At 61.3% G+C, this 18,301-nt stretch carries 13 protein-coding genes, 1 tRNA gene and 2 pseudogenes; all 16 read right to left on the reverse strand.

The features are described 5' to 3' along the window. A partial coding sequence (locus RZR99_RS30555) for a GTP-binding protein (RefSeq protein WP_032978997.1) occupies positions 1 to 89 on the reverse strand: 89 nt, incomplete at its 3' end. Positions 90 to 128: 39 nt separating this feature from the next. Then, positions 129 to 929, reverse strand: a pseudogene (gene fusA / locus RZR99_RS30560) (elongation factor G); the annotation flags it as partial. Between the two features lie 8 nt (positions 930 to 937). Beyond that, positions 938 to 2,353: pseudogene (gene fusA, locus RZR99_RS30565) on the reverse strand (elongation factor G); the annotation flags it as partial. Between the two features lie 122 nt (positions 2,354 to 2,475). Beyond that, positions 2,476 to 2,946: a 30S ribosomal protein S7 gene (rpsG, locus tag RZR99_RS30570; protein ID WP_006477195.1), complete on the reverse strand. Its 471-nt coding sequence runs from the start codon at positions 2,944 to 2,946 to the stop codon at positions 2,476 to 2,478. A 172-nt stretch (positions 2,947 to 3,118) separates the two neighbouring features. Beyond that, positions 3,119 to 3,499: a 30S ribosomal protein S12 gene (rpsL, locus tag RZR99_RS30575; protein WP_323123493.1), complete on the reverse strand. Its 381-nt coding sequence runs from the start codon at positions 3,497 to 3,499 to the stop codon at positions 3,119 to 3,121. A 203-nt stretch (positions 3,500 to 3,702) separates the two neighbouring features. After that, the gene (gene recQ, locus RZR99_RS30580; protein WP_323123494.1) at positions 3,703 to 5,553 is read right to left on the reverse strand and encodes a DNA helicase RecQ; all 1,851 of its coding nucleotides are present in this window, start codon (positions 5,551 to 5,553) and stop codon (positions 3,703 to 3,705) included. A gap of 326 nt (positions 5,554 to 5,879) precedes the next feature. Continuing rightward, positions 5,880 to 10,121, reverse strand: coding sequence for a DNA-directed RNA polymerase subunit beta' (rpoC, locus tag RZR99_RS30585; RefSeq protein ID WP_323123495.1), 4,242 nt, complete (start codon positions 10,119 to 10,121; stop codon positions 5,880 to 5,882). Between the two features lie 20 nt (positions 10,122 to 10,141). Continuing rightward, positions 10,142 to 14,248 (reverse strand): DNA-directed RNA polymerase subunit beta, encoded by a 4,107-nt coding sequence (gene rpoB / locus RZR99_RS30590; RefSeq protein WP_323123496.1) that lies wholly within the window; start codon positions 14,246 to 14,248, stop codon positions 10,142 to 10,144. Positions 14,249 to 14,611: 363 nt separating this feature from the next. Beyond that, the gene (gene rplL, locus RZR99_RS30595; protein WP_323123497.1) at positions 14,612 to 14,986 is read right to left on the reverse strand and encodes a 50S ribosomal protein L7/L12; all 375 of its coding nucleotides are present in this window, start codon (positions 14,984 to 14,986) and stop codon (positions 14,612 to 14,614) included. Positions 14,987 to 15,049: 63 nt separating this feature from the next. Beyond that, the gene (rplJ, locus tag RZR99_RS30600) at positions 15,050 to 15,547 is read right to left on the reverse strand and encodes a 50S ribosomal protein L10 (protein WP_323123502.1); all 498 of its coding nucleotides are present in this window, start codon (positions 15,545 to 15,547) and stop codon (positions 15,050 to 15,052) included. A gap of 293 nt (positions 15,548 to 15,840) precedes the next feature. Then, a complete protein-coding gene (gene rplA / locus RZR99_RS30605) occupies positions 15,841 to 16,539 on the reverse strand; it encodes a 50S ribosomal protein L1 (protein ID WP_323123498.1) in 699 nt (232 codons plus the stop codon). Continuing rightward, a complete protein-coding gene (rplK, locus tag RZR99_RS30610; RefSeq protein ID WP_323123499.1) occupies positions 16,540 to 16,971 on the reverse strand; it encodes a 50S ribosomal protein L11 in 432 nt (143 codons plus the stop codon). It abuts the gene before it with no gap. Positions 16,972 to 17,112: 141 nt separating this feature from the next. Further along, on the reverse strand, positions 17,113 to 17,670 hold the full coding sequence (nusG, locus tag RZR99_RS30615) for a transcription termination/antitermination protein NusG (protein ID WP_323123500.1): 558 nt from the start codon (positions 17,668 to 17,670) through the stop codon (positions 17,113 to 17,115). A gap of 1 nt (position 17,671) precedes the next feature. Then, positions 17,672 to 18,052, reverse strand: a complete 381-nt coding sequence (gene secE / locus RZR99_RS30620; protein WP_323123501.1) for a preprotein translocase subunit SecE — start codon at positions 18,050 to 18,052, stop codon at positions 17,672 to 17,674. 37 nt (positions 18,053 to 18,089) lie between these two features. Beyond that, a tRNA-Trp gene (locus RZR99_RS30625) sits at positions 18,090 to 18,165 on the reverse strand. Between the two features lie 59 nt (positions 18,166 to 18,224). Continuing rightward, positions 18,225 to 18,301 (reverse strand): EF-Tu C-terminal domain-related protein (locus RZR99_RS30630; RefSeq protein WP_456061833.1); only part of this gene is annotated, 77 nt, incomplete at its 5' end.

Here is an 18,301-nt window from a genome sequence, read left to right on the forward strand (position 1 = left end):
GCCGTCAACGTCGTCTTGCCGTGGTCAACGTGACCAATCGTACCAACGTTCACGTGCGGCTTGGTCCGCTCAAATTTACCTTTTGCCATGACTCTCTTCTTTCAAAAATAATCGGTTGTGATAGCGAATTACTTCGACTTGGCGCTGATGATCGCATCAGCAACGTTCTTCGGAGCTTCAGCGTAGTGCTTGAACTCCATCGTGTACGTTGCGCGACCCTGCGTCAGCGAGCGCAGCGACGTGGAGTAGCCGAACATTTCCGACAGCGGCACTTCAGCGCGCACGATCTTGCCGCCGCCGACCATGTCATCCATACCTTGGATGATGCCGCGACGACCCGACAGATCGCCCATCACGTTGCCCATGAAGTCTTCGGGCGTTTCCACTTCCACAGCCATCATCGGCTCGAGCAGAACCGGATCCGCGCGGCGCATTGCTTCCTTGAACGCCATCGAACCGGCCATCCGGAACGCATTTTCGTTCGAGTCGACGTCGTGGTACGAGCCGAACGTCAGCGTGACCTTCACGTCGACGACCGGGAAGCCCGCCATCACACCGCTCTTCAGCGTTTCCTGGATACCCTTGTCGACCGAAGGAATGAATTCGCGCGGGATCACACCACCCTTGATCGCGTCGACGAACTCATAGCCCTTGCCCTGTTCGCTGCGCTCGAGCGTAATGACCGCATGGCCGTACTGACCACGGCCGCCCGACTGCTTGACGAACTTGCCTTCGACATCCGCGGCCGACTTGCGAATGGTTTCGCGGTACGCCACCTGCGGCTTGCCGACGGTCGCTTCCACGCCGAACTCGCGCTTCATCCGGTCGACCAGAATTTCCAGGTGCAGCTCGCCCATCCCCGAAATGATCGTCTGGCCCGATTCCTCGTCGGTCTGCACGCGGAACGACGGATCTTCCTGAGCNCGCCGAACTCGCGCTTCATCCGGTCGACCAGAATTTCCAGGTGCAGCTCGCCCATCCCCGAAATGATCGTCTGGCCCGATTCCTCGTCGGTCTGCACGCGGAACGACGGATCTTCCTGAGCAAGACGGTTGAGCGCCAGGCCCATCTTTTCCTGGTCGGCCTTCGTCTTCGGCTCGACGGCCTGCGAAATCACCGGCTCCGGGAAAATCATGCGTTCGAGCACGATCGGGTGTGCCGGATCGCACAGCGTGTCGCCGGTGGTCGCTTCCTTCAGACCCACTGCCGCCGCGATGTCGCCCGCGCGCACTTCCTTGATTTCTTCGCGCTGGTTAGCGTGCATCTGCAGAATACGGCCGAGACGTTCCTTCTTGTCCTTGGTCGCGTTCAGCAGCGTGTCGCCCGAATTGACGATGCCCGAGTACACGCGGAAGAAGATCAGCTGGCCGACGAACGGGTCGGTCATGATCTTGAACGCGAGCGCCGAGAACTTCTCGTCGTCGGCCGCACGGCGTTCCGTCTTCTCGCCGTTCTCGAGTTCACCCGTAACCGGCGGAATATCGACCGGCGACGGCAGGAAGTCGATCACGGCATCCAGCATCCGCTGCACGCCCTTGTTCTTGAACGCGGTACCGCAAAGCATCGGCTGAATTTCGCAAGCGATCGTGCGGTCGCGCAGACCCTTCACGATTTCCTCTTCGCTCAGCTCGCCCGCTTCCAGGTACTTGTTCATCAGGTCTTCGCTCGACTCGGCAGCCGCCTCGACCATCTTTTCACGCCATTCGTTGCACGTGTCGGCCAACTCCGCCGGGATGTCGACGTAGTCGAACTTCGTACCTTGCGACGCTTCGTCCCAAACGATCGCCTTCATCTTGATGAGGTCGACCACGCCCTTGAAGGTTTCTTCCGCGCCGATCGGCACCACCACCGGCACCGGGTTCGCCTTCAGACGCGTCTTCAGCTGGTCATAGACCTTGAAGAAGTTCGCGCCGGTACGGTCCATCTTGTTGACGAACGCGAGACGCGGAACCTTGTACTTGTTCGCCTGACGCCACACGGTTTCCGACTGCGGCTGCACGCCACCCACTGCGCAGTAGACCATGCACGCGCCGTCGAGGACGCGCATCGAGCGCTCCACTTCGATCGTGAAGTCGACGTGACCCGGGGTGTCGATGATGTTGATGCGGTGTTCCGGATAGTTGCCGCCCATGCCCTTCCAGAAGGCCGTGGTCGCAGCGGACGTGATCGTGATGCCACGCTCCTGTTCCTGCTCCATCCAGTCCATCGTTGCAGCGCCGTCATGCACTTCACCGATCTTGTGGTTCACACCGGTGTAGAACAGAATGCGCTCGGTCGTCGTCGTTTTGCCGGCGTCGATGTGAGCGCTAATACCGATATTGCGGTAGCGCTCGATAGGTGTCTTACGAGCCACTTTGATCCTCTATGGGGTTGGCGCGAGGCAGCATTCGCCGCATCGCGCCTCAACACAAACGGGCGAGGCGCTCGAAAAGCGCACCCGCCCGGAATTTTTTTCCGCTTGAACCCTGCCGGCGCTTAGAAACGGAAGTGCGAGAACGCCCGGTTGGCCTCAGCCATCCGGTGGACTTCATCGCGCTTCTTCATCGCGCCGCCACGGCCTTCAGCCGCCTCGGACAGTTCACCAGCCAGGCGCAGAGCCATCGACTTCTCGCTGCGCTTCTTCGCGGCCTCGCGCAACCAGCGCATCGCCAATGCCATACGACGCGACGGACGCACTTCGACCGGAACTTGATAGTTGGCACCACCAACGCGACGGCTCTTCACTTCGACCACCGGTTTCACGTTGTTGAGCGCAACCGTGAACACTTCCAGCGGGTCCTTGCCACCCTTGGTCTGGATCTGTTCGAATGCGCCATAAACGATGCGCTCTGCAACCGACTTCTTGCCGGACAGCATCAGCATGTTCATGAACTTGGCTACATCTACGTTGCCGAACTTCGGATCCGGCAACACTTCCCGCTTGGGAACTTCGCGACGACGCGGCATGTTTCTTCCTTTAACTTTTCAGTTGGAGCTGATGAGAGCCCCGCGGCCACCAACTAACCCGATCCATCTCATTCGACTAACCAGCTTGGCCGGGTGACCACTTACTCGACAGCACCGGCGATCCGGCACCACCGCATTAACCGCCCTCAGGCGATCACCATTCAGAGTCTGCTTACTTCGAAGCCTTGGCGCGCTTCGCGCCGTACTTCGAACGCGCTTGCTTACGATCCTTGACGCCCTGGGTATCCAGCGAGCCGCGAACCATGTGGTAACGCACACCCGGCAAATCCTTCACACGGCCGCCGCGGATCAGCACAACCGAGTGTTCCTGCAGGTTGTGGCCTTCACCGCCGATGTACGAAATCACTTCGAAGCCGTTCGTCAGGCGCACCTTCGCAACCTTACGCAGTGCCGAGTTCGGCTTCTTCGGCGTCGTGGTGTACACACGGGTGCACACGCCACGACGCTGGGGGCAGTCCTGCAAGGCCGGGCTCTTGCTCTTCGTCGTTTCCGACGCACGGCCTTTGCGAACCAATTGATTGATGGTTGGCATTGTTTATTCCTGAAATTGACCAAAATCGACACATCGGCTTCGGGCAAAGCGAAACCGACGTGCGTTTACGCTCCGGAACCCGCGTGTGGCCTCGGGCTGACGCCCACGAACCACCCCACCAAGAACCGGAACCTAGCATCATATTCCGAAAATCCCAAGCGAGTCAACAGCTTGCGTGATTCCGGACAACTGAGGGAAGTTTGTCAGGCCGACTCGACGACCTCGATCAGCTCGTCGCCGAAGCGATCGAGCTTGCGTGCGCCGATTCCGGGAATATGGCGCAGATCGTCGATCGATTCAGGTGCGTTGCGGGCGATCTCCGCGAGGGTCGCATCATGAAAAATAACGTAGGCCGGCACGCCGTCACTCTTCGCCGTCTCGGCGCGCCACGCGCGCAGGCGCTCCCAGCAGGCCCTTTCGCGAGGATTCATGCCGGCGGTCGGATCGGCGCGCGCCCCGCTGCGCCCCGACGACTGCCGCGAGGAGCGCACCGGCTTCACGTATCGGCGCAGCGTAACCGTCTCCTCGCCCTTCAGCACCGGCTTGCTCGCCTCGGTCAGTACGAGCGCGCCGAAGCCGCCGTGATCGACCGCCAGGTAACCGAACGCAACCAGTTGCCGGAAAATCGCCCGCCATTCGGGCTCGGACAGTTCCGCGCCGATGCCGAACGTACTGAGCTTCTCATGGCCGCGCTGCAACACCTTTTCGTTCTGACTGCCCCGCAGGATCTCGATCAGATGACTGGCGCCGAAATTGAAGCCGCTCGCACGCTGCGCACGGAACACGCAGGAGAGCGCCATCCGCGCCTCGCGGGTCGCATCCCACGACGCCGGCGGCTCGAGACAGGTATCGCAATTGCCGCACGGCTGACTGGTTTCACCGAAATAGCTGAGCAGCCGTACTCGGCGGCATGCCGCGGTCTCGCACAGGCCGAGCAGCGCATCGAGCTTTCCGGTCTGCACCCGCTTGTGGGTTTCGTCCGCCTCCGACTCGTCGATCATCTTGCGCTGCTGCACGACGTCACCGAGACCGTAGGCCATCCACGCGTTCGCCGGCATCCCGTCGCGGCCCGCGCGCCCAGTCTCCTGGTAATAGCCCTCGACGCTCTTCGGCAAATCGAGATGGGCGACGAAGCGCACATCCGGCTTGTCGATGCCCATGCCGAACGCGATCGTCGCGCACATCACGATGCCTTCCTCGCGCTGGAACATCTCCTGGTGCTTCTGCCGGATCTCGAACTCCATCCCCGCGTGATAGGGCAGCGCACGAACGCCCTGACCTTTCAGCCATTCGGCCGTCTCCTCGACCTTCCGGCGCGACAGGCAATATACGACGCCGGCATCGGTCGTGCCGTCGGCATTCGTATGCTCGGCCCGGATGAAATCGAGCAGTTGCGCTCTCGCGTTGTCCTTCTCGACGATCCGGTAACGGATGTTGGGCCGATCGAAGCTGGACACGAAGATGCGGGCGTTGTCGAGCGCGAGGCGCTGCACGATCTCGTCACGCGTGATCGCGTCGGCAGTCGCGGTGAGCGCCACGCGCGGCACCGACGGGAACCGTTCGTGCAGCACCGACAGCTGGATGTACTCGGGCCGGAAATCGTGCCCCCATTGCGACACGCAATGCGCTTCGTCGATCGCAAACAAACCGATCCGGGCTCGTTCGAGCAGGTCGAGGAAACGCGGCGTCATCAGCCGCTCCGGCGCGACGTACAGCAGGTCGATTTCGCCTTCGCGCAGCGCGCGCTCGGTGGCCGCGGCCTCGGCGCCGGACAGCGTGGAGTTCAGGTAGGCCGCGCGCACCCCCACCTCGCTCATCGCGGCGACCTGATCCTGCATCAGCGCGATCAGCGGCGAGACGACGATGCCCGCGCCATGCCCCGCTTCATGCCGGACCAGCGCGGGAATCTGGTAGCAGAGCGACTTGCCGCCGCCTGTCGGCATCAGGACCAGGCAGTCTCCGCCGCCCGACACGTGCTCGACAATCTCACCTTGCTGGCCTCGAAAAGCGGGATAGCCAAAGACTTCGTTGAGGATTTCGAGCGAACGGGACATGAGGGAAACGGAAGACCGGAGGAAGCCAAGACTGCATTCTACCCGGCGCCTCGTGCTATCCGCTCACGTTAGCCGTTCGGCTAGTCGATGACGGGTAACTCTCGCGGCCCCTCGCGAACGTGAATCGGATCGGCGGCCACACAGACGATGCGCAATCCCATCGCATGCGCGTCGGCGTTTTCGCCGACCGAATCCGGCGGCGCCTCGCCATGCGCGAACGCGATCGCACTCCGGATCGGCCCGCGCCCGGGCGAACAAAAAAAGCCGCCCAGTCGAAACTGGGCGGCTTCATCAGCAGAATGGCACAGCGGCTTGCGCCGCCAGGCTTACTCCGCCGGGTGTTGCGGCTCGGCGTCGGCCGGGGCTTCCGGCGTGCCGAAATCGAACGCTTCTTCCGCTGCGATCTGGTCGAAACGCTCGCGGTCCGCCACTTCCTTGTTCTTGCGCGCCTTGTGGAACGCAAGGCCGGTACCGGCAGGAATCAGACGACCCACGATGACATTTTCCTTCAGGCCGCGCAGATCGTCGCGCTTGCCCATGATCGCCGCTTCGGTCAGCACGCGGGTCGTTTCCTGGAACGATGCCGCGGAGATGAACGAGTCGGTCGACAGCGACGCCTTCGTGATACCCAGCAGGATGTTTTCGTACGTGGCCGGACGCTTGTCTTCCGCGATCATGCGATCGTTTTCGTCCAGCATGTCCGAACGCTCGACCTGCTCGCCCGGGATGAAGCGCGTATCACCGTTGTCGGTGATCTGCACACGACGCAGCATCTGGCGAACGATCACCTCGATGTGCTTGTCGTTGATCTTCACGCCCTGCAGACGATACACGTCCTGCACTTCGTCGACGATGTAGCGCGACAGCGCCTCGATACCCTGCAAACGCAGGATGTCGTGCGGATCGGCCGGACCGTCCACGATCATTTCGCCCTTGTTGACGACCTGGGCGTCGTGCACCAGCACCTGCTTTTCCTTCGCGATCAGGAACTCGTGCTGATTGCCTTCGAGGTCCGTGATGACGAGACGCTGCTTGCCCTTCGTGTCCTTGCCGAACGAGGTCGTACCGGTGACTTCCGCGAGAATGCCGGCATCCTTCGGCGAACGCGCTTCGAACAGTTCCGCCACCCGCGGCAGACCGCCGGTAATGTCACGCGTCTTCTGCGCTTCGGTCGGGATACGTGCGAGCACTTCACCCACCTGCACCTGCTGGCCGTCCTTCACGGTGATCAGTGCGCCGACCTGGAAGCCGATCTGCACCGAATGCTCCGTGCCCGGGATCTTCACTTCCTCGCCGTTCGCGTCGAGCAGCTTGACCTGCGGACGCACGCTCTTCGCCGCCTGCGAACCGCGGCGCTTCACGTCGATCACGACGAGGGTCGACAGACCCGTGACGTCGTCGATCTGCTTCGCGACCGTCACGCCTTCCTCGACGTTCTCGAACTTCACCGTACCGCCGTACTCGGTGATGATCGGACGCGTCAGCGGATCCCACGTGGCAAGCTGCGTGCCCGCCTTGATCACCGCACCGTCGAGCTGCAGCAGCGTCGCGCCGTACGGGATCTTGTGACGTTCGCGCTCGCGGCCGATATCGTCCGTGATCATCGCTTCGCCCGAACGCGAGATGACGATCTGCTCGCCCTTCGCGTTGGTCACGTAACGCATCGTAGCCGTGAAGCGCACCGTGCCGTTGCTCTTCGCTTCGACCGACGACGCTACTGCCGCACGCGATGCCGCACCGCCGATGTGGAACGTCCGCATCGTCAGCTGCGTGCCCGGCTCGCCGATCGACTGTGCAGCGATCACGCCCACTGCCTCGCCGACGTTCACGAGCGAACCGCGGCCGAGGTCGCGGCCGTAGCAGGCAGCGCACAGGCCGTAGCGCGTTTCGCAGGTCAGCGCCGTGCGCACGCGCACTTCGTCGATGCCGAGACGTTCGATTTCTTCCACCGCGGCTTCGTCGAGCAGCGCGCCCGATTCGTACAGCGTTTCCTGCGATTCCGGATTGACGACATCCGCCACCGCGACGCGGCCGAGAATCCGGTCGCGCAGCGCTTCAACCACTTCACCGCCTTCGACCAGCGCCTTCATCGCCACGCCGTTGGACGTACCGCAATCGTCCTCGACCACGACCAGATCCTGCGTCACGTCGACCAGACGACGCGTCAGGTAACCCGAGTTCGCCGTCTTCAGTGCCGTATCAGCCAGACCCTTACGCGCACCGTGGGTCGAGATGAAGTACTGCAACACGTTCAGGCCTTCGCGGAAGTTCGCGGTAATCGGCGTCTCGATAATCGAGCCGTCCGGCTTCGCCATCAGGCCACGCATCCCGGCCAGCTGACGAATCTGCACCGCGGAACCCCGGGCGCCGGAGTCGGCCATCATGTAGATCGAGTTGAACGATTCTTGGCGCGTTTCCTTGCCGTCGCGGTCCGTCACCGGTTCCGTCGACAGCTGCTCCATCATCGCCTTGCCGACCGCTTCCGACGTCGCCGACCAGATGTCGACCACGTTGTTGTAGCGCTCTTGCGCGGTGACGAGACCCGACATGTACTGGCGGTCGTATTCCTTCACCTTCTTGGCGGCATCGCCGACGATGGTTTCCTTCTGCAGCGGCACGAGCATGTCGTCCACGCAGATCGAAATCCCGGCGCGCGTCGCCAGGCGGAAGCCCGACTGCATCAGCTGGTCGGCGAAAATCACGGTCTCGCGCAACCCGCACTTGCGGAATGCCGTGTTGATGAGACGCGAGATTTCCTTCTTCTTCAGCGGCTTGTTCAGCACCGAGAACGGCAGCCCCGGCGGCAGGATTTCCGACAGGATCGCGCGGCCGACCGTGGTCGCGTACAGCGTGATCTTCGGCACGAACTTCGGCGCGCCTTCCGACGTGTCTTCGTTGTGGACCATTTCCGTGATCCGAACGTTGACGCGCGAGGCCAGCTCGACTTCCTTGTTCTCGTAGGCGCGCAGCGCTTCCGACACCCCCGTGAACGACAGGCCTTCGCCCTTGCCGTTCACCGCTTCGCGGGTCGCGTAGTACAGGCCCAGCACGATATCCTGCGACGGCACGATCGACGGATCGCCGTTGGCCGGGAACAGCACGTTGTTCGACGCCAGCATCAGCGTGCGCGCTTCCATCTGCGCTTCGAGCGACAGCGGCACGTGAACGGCCATCTGGTCACCGTCGAAGTCGGCGTTGAACGCCGCACAGACGAGCGGATGCAGCTGGATCGCCTTGCCTTCGATCAGCACCGGCTCGAAAGCCTGGATGCCGAGACGGTGCAGCGTCGGCGCGCGGTTCAGCATCACCGGGTGCTCGCGGATCACCTCTTCGAGGATGTCCCACACCACCGGCGTCTGGTTCTCGACTTCCTTCTTCGCCGCCTTGATGGTCGTCGCGACGCCCATCACTTCCAGCTTGTTGAAGATGAACGGCTTGAACAGCTCGAGCGCCATCAGCTTCGGCAGACCGCACTGATGCAGCTTGAGCGTCGGACCCACCACGATCACCGAACGGCCCGAGTAGTCGACGCGCTTGCCCAGCAAGTTCTGACGGAACCGGCCGCCCTTGCCCTTGATCATGTCGGCGAGCGACTTCAGCGGACGCTTGTTCGCGCCCGTCATCGCCTTGCCGCGACGACCGTTGTCGAGCAGCGAATCGACCGCTTCCTGCAGCATCCGCTTTTCGTTGCGGACGATGATTTCAGGCGCCTTCAATTCGAGCAGTCGCTTCAACCGGTTGTTACGGTTGATCACGCGGCGATACAGGTCGTTCAGGTCCGACGTCGCGAAACGGCCGCCGTCGAGCGGCACGAGCGGGCGCAGTTCCGGCGGCAGCACCGGCAGCACTTCGAGAATCATCCATTCGGGCTTGATACCCGAACGCTGGAATGCCTCGAGCACCTTGAGGCGCTTCGCGTACTTCTTGATCTTCGCTTCCGAACCGGTGTTTTTCAGTTCGGTGCGCAGCGTCTCGACCTGTTCGTCGATGTTGATCGCGCGCAGCAGTTCGCGCACGCCTTCCGCGCCCATCTCGGCGCGGAATTCGTCGCCGTATTCCTCGACCTTGTTGTAGTAATCCTCTTCGGTCATGATCTGACGCGCCTTCAGCGGCGTCATGCCCGGTTCGATCACCACATATGCTTCGAAGTACAGCACGCGCTCGATATCGCGCAGCGTCATGTCGAGCACCATGCCCAGACGCGACGGCAGCGACTTCAGGAACCAGATGTGCGCGACCGGCGAGGCCAGTTCGATGTGGCCCATGCGTTCGCGACGCACCTTCGCCAGCGTCACTTCGACGCCGCACTTCTCGCAGATCACGCCGCGATGCTTGAGGCGCTTGTACTTGCCGCACAGGCACTCGTAGTCCTTGATCGGCCCGAAGATCTTCGCGCAGAACAGACCATCCCGCTCCGGCTTGAACGTGCGGTAATTGATGGTTTCCGGCTTCTTGACTTCACCGAACGACCACGAGCGGATCTTGTCCGGCGAGGCCAGACCGATCTTGATCGCGTCGAAGACTTCTTCTTGTTGGACTTGCTTGAATAGATCGAGCAGAGCTTTCATTGCTTCTCTCCGTAGTCCGATTAATTGCGGTCGAGATCGATATCAATACCGAGCGAGCGGATTTCCTTCACCAGCACATTGAAGGACTCCGGCATGCCCGCATCGATCACGTGATCGCCCTTGACCAGGTTCTCGTACACCTTGGTCCGGCCGTTCACGTCGTCCGACTTCACCGTCAGCATTTCCTGCAGCACGTAGGACGCGCCGTACGCTTCGAGTGCCCACACTTCCATTTCACCGAAACGCTGGCCGCCGAACTGCGCCTTACCACCCAGCGGCTGCTGCGTCACGAGCGAGTACGGGCCCGTCGAACGCGCATGCATCTTGTCGTCGACCAAGTGGTGCAGCTTCAGGTAATGCATGTAGCCGACCGTGACATGGCGCTCGAACATCTCGCCCGTGCGGCCGTCGTACAGGCGGACCTGGTTCTTCGACGGTGTCATGCCGAGCTGCTTCGCGATCTGGTCCGGATAGGCCAGGTCGAGCGCGCGCGCCATTTCGTCTTCCGTCGCGCCGTCGAACACCGGGGTCGCGAACGGCACGCCTTCGCGCAGGTTCCGCGCGAGTTCGACCACTTCCTCGTCCGAGAACTTGTCGATCTCTTCCACGCGGCCCGACTCGTTGTAGATCTTCGTCAGGAATTCGCGCAATTCAGCGATCTTCGCCTGATGTTGCAGCATCTCGCCGATCCGCCAGCCGAGACCCTTCGCGGCCCAGCCCAGATGCACTTCGAGCACCTGGCCCACGTTCATCCGCGACGGCACGCCAAGCGGGTTCAGCACGACGTCTGCCGGACGGCCGTCGGCCATGTACGGCATGTCTTCCACCGGCACGATCTTCGACACGACGCCCTTGTTGCCGTGACGGCCGGCCATCTTGTCGCCGGGCTGCAGGCGGCGCTTCACCGCGAGGTACACCTTGACCATCTTCAGCACGCCCGGCGGCAGTTCGTCGCCTTGCGTGAGCTTCTTGCGCTTCTCTTCGAACGCCAGATCGAACTGGTGACGCTTCTCTTCGATCGAGTTCTTGATGGCTTCGAGCTGCGCCGCTGCTTCCTCGTCCGCCAGGCGGATGTCGAACCAGTGGTAGTGGTCGAGATCTTCCAGGTAAGCCTGGTCGATCTTCGTGCCCTTCGCGAGCTTCTTCGGACCGCCGTTCGCGACCTTGCTTACCAGCATCCGTGCGAGACGCTGGAACGCGTCGCCTTCCACGATGCGCAGCTGGTCGTTCAGGTCGAGGCGATAGCGCTTCAGTTCATCGTCGATGATCTGCTGTGCACGCTTGTCACGCTGAATGCCTTCGCGCGTGAACACCTGCACGTCGATCACGGTACCGCTCATGCCCGACGGCACGCGCAGCGACGTGTCCTTCACGTCCGAAGCCTTCTCGCCGAAAATCGCGCGCAGCAGCTTCTCTTCCGGCGTCAGCTGGGTTTCGCCCTTCGGCGTGACCTTGCCGACCAGCACGTCGCCCGCTTCGACTTCCGCGCCGATGTACACGATGCCCGACTCGTCGAGGCGGCCCAGTTGGGCTTCCGCGAGGTTCGAGATGTCGCGCGTGATTTCTTCCGGTCCGAGCTTCGTGTCGCGAGCGACCACGTTCAGCTCTTCGATGTGGATCGACGTATAGCGATCGTCGGCCACGACTGTTTCGGAGATCAGGATCGAATCTTCGAAGTTGTAGCCGTTCCACGGCATGAACGCGACCAGCATGTTCTGACCGAGCGCGAGCTCGCCCAGGTCGGTCGAGGCGCCGTCGGCCAGCACGTCGCCGCGCGAGACCTTGTCGCCCATCTTCGCGATCGGACGCTGGTTGATGTTCGTGTTCTGATTCGAACGCGTGTACTTGATCAGGTTGTAAATGTCGACGCCGACTTCGCCCGCAACCGCCTCGTCGTCGTTCACGCGAATCACGATACGGCCCGCGTCGACGTAGTCGACCACGCCGCCGCGGAACGCCTGCACCGTCGTACCCGAGTCAACCGCCACGGTACGCTCGATACCCGTACCCACCAGCGGCTTTTCCGGACGCAGACACGGCACGGCCTGCCGTTGCATGTTCGAACCCATCAATGCACGGTTCGCGTCATCGTGCTCGAGGAACGGAATCAGCGATGCTGCCACCGACACGATCTGCGACGGTGCCACGTCCATGTACTGGATACGGTCCGGCGTGACCATCATCGTTTCGCCGGCTTCGCGCGACGACACGAGTTCGTCGGTCAACGCACCGCCTTCGTCCACTGCCGCGTTCGCCTGCGCGATCACGTAGCGACCTTCTTCGATGGCCGACAGGTAGTCGATCTGGTCGGTCACCTTACCGTCCGTCACCTTGCGGTACGGCGTCTCGAGGAAGCCGTACTCGTTCAGGTGCGCATACAGTGCGAGCGAGTTGATCAGGCCGATGTTCGGACCTTCCGGCGTTTCGATCGGACACACGCGGCCGTAGTGGGTCGGGTGCACGTCGCGCACCTCGAAGCCCGCGCGTTCGCGCGTCAGACCGCCCGGGCCCAGTGCGGAAACGCGGCGCTTGTGCGTGATTTCCGACAGCGGGTTGGTCTGGTCCATGAACTGCGACAGCTGCGACGAACCGAAGAACTCGCGAATCGCCGACGAAATCGGCTTCGAGTTGATCAGGTCGTGCGGCATCAGGTTTTCGCTTTCGGCCTGGCCGAGGCGTTCCTTCACCGCGCGCTCGACGCGCACGAGGCCTGCGCGGAACTGGTTTTCCGCGAGTTCGCCGACGCAGCGGACGCGACGGTTGCCCAAGTGGTCGATATCGTCCACTTCGCCCTTGCCGTTGCGCAGCTCGACCAGGATCTTGATCGTCGCGAGGATGTCGTCGTCCTGCAGCGTCATCGGGCCCGTGATTTCGTCACGACCGACACGGCGATTGAACTTCATGCGGCCGACCTTCGACAGATCGTATGCGTCTTCGCTGTAGAACAGACGGTTGAACAGCGCCTCGACGGCTTCTTCCGTCGGCGGCTCGCCCGGACGCATCATGCGGTAAATCGCGATGCGCGCGGCCGTCTTGTCCGCGGTTTCGTCGACGCGCAGCGTCGACGAAATGTACGGACCTTGGTCCAGATCGTTCGTGTAGAGCGTCTGGATTTCCTTGATCTTCGCTTCGCGCAGCTTCTCGAGGACGCTTTCCGTCACTTCGTCGTTCGCGTTCGCGATCACTTCGCCGGTGTCGCCGTCGACGACGTTCTTCGCCAGCACGCGGCCGAGCAGATAATCTTCCGGCACCGAGATGAACTTGGTCTTCGCGGCTTCGAGATCGCGGATGTGCTTCGCGTTGATCCGCTTGTCCTTCTGGACGATGACCTTGCCGTCGCGATCGGTGATATCGAAGCGCGCAACTTCGCCGCGCAGACGCTCGGGCACGAACTCAACCTGCGCGCCTTCGTTCATCAGCGTGAAGTTGTCGAACACGAAGAAGTTCGCGAGGATCTGTTCCGGCGTGAGGCCGATCGCCTTCAGCAGGATCGTGACCGGCATCTTGCGACGACGGTCGACGCGGAAGTACAGCACGTCCTTCGGATCGAATTCGAAGTCGAGCCACGAACCGCGGTAGGGGATGATCCGGGCCGAGAAAAGCAGCTTGCCCGAGCTGTGCGTCTTGCCCTTGTCGTGTTCGAAGAACACGCCCGGCGAACGGTGCAGCTGCGAGACGATCACACGCTCGGTGCCGTTGATCACGAACGAACCGGTCGGCGTCATGAGCGGAATTTCGCCCATGTACACTTCCTGCTCCTTCACTTCCTTGACGACGGGCTTGCTCGGCGACTCCTTGTCGAGCAGCACGAGACGCACCTTCGCGCGCAGCGCCGAACAATATGTCAGACCGCGTTGCTGGCATTCCTTGATGTTGAATGCCGGCGACGACAGCGCATAGCTCACGAACTCGAGACGGGCAAAACCGTTGTGCGAGACGATGGGGAAAACCGATGTAAACGCAGCCTGCAAGCCTTCGGGCTTGCGTTGCGCCGGCAGCACATCTGCTTGCAGAAATGTGCTGAATGATTCAAGCTGGGTAGCCAGCAGGAAAGGAACTTGGTGAACGATGGAGCGTTTCGCGAAACTCTTGCGAATACGCTTCTTCTCGGTGAAGGAATATTGCATACGATCTCCGAATCACGGCGGGCGCTATCGAGGCGGGATACCTTGACGTGTCAAACCCGAGTGTTCACCGACTGAGACCCGATGGCCGTTCGACGGCTCGAGCCGAGAAGCTTGGTGGTTGGCCGCTACCAACCGCTGGCTGACGGCAGCGGATGCCTGTGTTGCCCGCTGCCCGACCAAACTTGCCTTCTGCAGTCGCTTCAGAAGACAAAGAGAATCGCCGATTCACTGCAAACAGGCGGTTTTCTTTGGCTTCTGGGGGCGTTCGTTAAGCCACACTAAAGAGTGTCAAAACGCCGTCCCCACAAAGCACAAAAAGGCCGGCGGTGAAAAACCGCCAGCCTTCGCACAGCGCGACGAAACTTACTTGATTTCGACCTTCGCGCCAGCTTCTTCCAGCTTCTTCTTCGCAGCTTCGGCATCAGCCTTCGCCACGCCTTCCTTGACAGGCTTCGGTGCGCCGTCAACCAGGTCCTTCGCTTCCTTCAGGCCCAGGCCCGTGATTTCGCGAACGGCCTTGATCACGCCGACCTTGTTGCCGCCGGTTTCAGCCAGCACGACCGTGAATTCGGTCTGCTCTTCAGCAGCAGCAGCAGCGCCGCCGCCTGCCGGGCCAGCGACTGCCACAGCAGCTGCCGACACGCCGAACTTCTCTTCGAACGCCTTGACCAGGTCGTTCAGTTCCAGAACAGTCATGCCTTCAACTGCGGCCAGAATGTCTTCTTTTGCGATTGCCATTTGAAATACTCCTAAATTGAATTCGGATACAGCCAGCGATCAGAGACGCTGAAATGCGTTCGATTACGCAGCTTCGGCTTGCTTCTTCTCAGCCAGTGCGGCGAGAGCGCGCGCGAAGCCGGAAACAGGCGATTGCATAACGAACAGCAGCTTCGAGAGCAGTTCTTCGCGACTCGGGATGTTTGCCAGCGCTTGCACGCCAGCCTTGTCCATCACCTTGCCATCGAACGAACCAGCCTTGATGATCAGCTTGTCATTGCTCTTGCCGAAGTCGTTGACGACCTTGGCAGCAGCAATGGCATCTTCCGAGATGCCGTAGATCAGGGGGCCAGTCATCTGCTCTGCCAGCGGAGCGAACGGTGTACCTTCGACGGCGCGACGCGCCAGCGTGTTCTTCAACACGCGCAGATACACTTGTTGCTCACGCGCTTTCGCGCGCAGCTTGGTCAGATCGCCAACCGCAATCCCACGATACTCAGCCAGCACAACGGTCTGGGCTTTCGCAACTTGTGCGGCAACCTCAGCAACGACGGCTTGCTTGTCTTCTCTATTAAGCGGCACGGTCAGCCTCCAGAAACGATACGTTCGGCGCAAAGCCTCGCGTACCTCGTTCAACAACGGCGTCCGACTCGTCAGGAGTACTTCGGCCGGATAGATCGGATCGCTCCGCACTTCCCGGCTTCACCACTACAAACTTTTTCGGGTTCGCCATCTGCGTTGGCTTGAATTAAGGAATCGCCCGACTGCTGCTCTCCCACCAACGGTCTTTGATAACCGGCTGTACGGCAAGACTGCACCGCACAACCGCCCAAAGCCCAGAAAACCGCTCCTTCGGAGCGGCTCGAATTACATGCTTACTGCGCAGCCAGCGAGCCTTGATCGACGCGCACACCGATACCCATCGTGCTCGACAGTGCGATCTTGCGCAGGTACACACCCTTGCTCGTCGCCGGCTTGGCCTTTTGCAGCGCTTCAACGAGCGCGGACAGGTTGGAGCGCAGCGCGGTCGGCTCGAACGATGCACGGCCGATGGTCGCGTGGATGATACCGGCCTTGTCGACACGGAACTGCACCTGACCAGCCTTCGCATTCTTCACGGCGGTTGCCACGTCCGGCGTCACCGTGCCGACCTTCGGGTTCGGCATCAGGCCGCGCGGGCCGAGGATCTGACCCAGCGTACCGACGACGCGCATCGTGTCCGGCGAAGCGATCACGATGTCGAAATCCATCTGGCCGGCCTTGATCTGTTCTGCCAGATCTTCCATGCCGACGATTTCGGCGCCGGCTGCGCGAGCCTGCTCAGCCTTTTCGCCCTGGGCGAACACGGCTACGCGAACCGACTTGCCCGTACCGGCCGGCAGAACCACCGAGCCGCGAACAACCTGGTCCGACTTCTTCGCGTCAATGCCGAGCTGCACAGCGACGTCGATCGATTCGTCGAACTTCGCGCTCGCGCATTCCTTCACGAGTGCCAGTGCGTCTTCGATCGCGTACAGCTTTTGACGGTCGACCTTAGCGGCAAATGCCTGACGGCGCTTCGAGATCTTGGCCATTTACACGCCCTCCACAGTGATGCCCATCGAGCGTGCGCTACCAGCGATGGTGCGAACAGCTGCGTCCAGATCCGCGGCCGTGAGGTCGGGCATCTTGGTCTTGGCGATTTCTTCGGCTTGCGCGCGGGTGATCTTGCCGACCTTGTCGGTATGCGGCTTGCTCGAACCCTTATCCACCTTGGCCGCCTTCTTGATCAGAACGGTCGCCGGCGGCGTCTTCATGATGAAGGTGAAGCTCTTGTCCGCGAATGCCGTGATGACGACCGGCACCGGCAGACCCGGCTCCATACCTTGAGTCTGCGCGTTGAACGCCTTGCAGAACTCCATGATGTTCAGGCCGCGCTGGCCCAGTGCCGGACCGACCGGCGGCGACGGGTTGGCTTTACCTGCAGGGATCTGCAGCTTGATAAAGCCGACAATTTTCTTTGCCATTTGAAAACCTCGTTGGAACGCAAGAGCGTTCGGTGAGTGATAACGCGGGTTCGTCTTGCGACTACTGGCGCTCCTCAACGGTCATAACGCGGACCGTAAGCGCGAAGGTGGGCAACCCTGGAGTTGCCCACCTGAATCTGCTTAAACCTTCTCGACCTGGCCGAATTCCAACTCGACGGGCGTCGCTCGACCAAAAATGGTGACCGAGACGCGAACTCTCGATTTCTCGTAGTTCACTTCCTCGACCGTGCCGTTGAAATCCGTGAACGGGCCATCCTTGACCCGAACCATCTCGCCGACTTCGAACAGGGTCTTCGGGCGCGGCTTCTCCACGCCTTCCTGCATCTGCGACATGATCTTCTCGACTTCCTTCGGGGAAATCGGACTCGGGCGGTTGCGCGCACCGCCGACGAAACCAGTGACCTTCGCGGTATTTTTCACGAGGTGCCACGTTTCGTCCGTCATTTCCATCTCTACCAGCACGTAGCCGGGAAAGAAACGACGCTCGGTCACGGCCTTATGACCGCCCTTGACCTCGACCACTTCTTCGGTCGGAACCAGGATCTGACCAAACTTATCTTGCATGCCGGCACGTTCGATGCGCTCTTGAAGCGCGCGTTGCACGCTCTTCTCCATACCGGAGTAGGCGTGCACGACGTACCAACGTTTTCCGCTCGGAGATACCGGAGTATCGCTCATATCATTTCCAACCCAGAATCACCGAGAAAATCGCCCATTCGATGGACTTGTCACTCAGCCAAAGAAAGAGCGCCATCACCAGCACGAAACCAAAGACGACGAGCGTGGTTTGCGTGGCTTCCTTGCGCGTGGGCCAAACGACTTTGCGCACTTCACGATACGAATCCTTGGCAAAGGCGATGAATCCCTTGCCCGGAAGCGACATCAGCGCGACGGCCGCACCGGCGATCACCCCCACTGCCAACGCAGCGCCGCGGACGTACCACTCCTTGCCACCCAGCAAGAAGAAGCCCGCAAATCCGGCCAAGACTAACAATACGCCCAGGGCCAGCATCAGCTTATCGCCGGAGGTATTAACAGTTTCGACGGAAGGATTCGCCATAACACCTTAAAACAAACGCCACGTCGAACGTGGCAAGTGGCAGGGGCAGAGGGAATCGAACCCCCAACCTTCGGTTTTGGAGACCGACGCTCTGCCAGTTGAGCTATACCCCTAAACCATGTTGGGGCCGGCTTTCGCCAGCCCCTAAACTGTCGATCAACGAATAACTGGCTTACTCGATGACCTTGGCGACGACGCCGGCGCCGACGGTACGACCGCCTTCACGGATGGCGAAGCGCAGACCTTCTT

This window comes from Burkholderia alba (assembly GCF_034721475.1).
Classification (GTDB): Bacteria; Pseudomonadota; Gammaproteobacteria; order Burkholderiales; family Burkholderiaceae; genus Burkholderia; species Burkholderia alba.

Excerpts from the sequence above, each read along its gene's own strand:
- rpsG (WP_006477195.1), bottom strand. The coding sequence starts at position 2,946 with ATGCCGCGTCGTCGCGAAGTTCCCAAGCGGGAAGTGTTGCCGGATCCG.
- rpsL (WP_323123493.1), bottom strand. The coding sequence starts at position 3,499 with ATGCCAACCATCAATCAATTGGTTCGCAAAGGCCGTGCGTCGGAAACG.
- recQ (WP_323123494.1), bottom strand. The coding sequence starts at position 5,553 with ATGTCCCGTTCGCTCGAAATCCTCAACGAAGTCTTTGGCTATCCCGCT.
- rpoC (WP_323123495.1), bottom strand. The coding sequence starts at position 10,121 with ATGAAAGCTCTGCTCGATCTATTCAAGCAAGTCCAACAAGAAGAAGTC.
- rpoB (WP_323123496.1), bottom strand. The coding sequence starts at position 14,248 with ATGCAATATTCCTTCACCGAGAAGAAGCGTATTCGCAAGAGTTTCGCG.
- rplL (WP_323123497.1), bottom strand. The coding sequence starts at position 14,986 with ATGGCAATCGCAAAAGAAGACATTCTGGCCGCAGTTGAAGGCATGACT.
- rplA (WP_323123498.1), bottom strand. The coding sequence starts at position 16,539 with ATGGCCAAGATCTCGAAGCGCCGTCAGGCATTTGCCGCTAAGGTCGAC.
- rplK (WP_323123499.1), bottom strand. The coding sequence starts at position 16,971 with ATGGCAAAGAAAATTGTCGGCTTTATCAAGCTGCAGATCCCTGCAGGT.
- nusG (WP_323123500.1), bottom strand. The coding sequence starts at position 17,670 with ATGAGCGATACTCCGGTATCTCCGAGCGGAAAACGTTGGTACGTCGTG.
- secE (WP_323123501.1), bottom strand. The coding sequence starts at position 18,052 with ATGGCGAATCCTTCCGTCGAAACTGTTAATACCTCCGGCGATAAGCTG.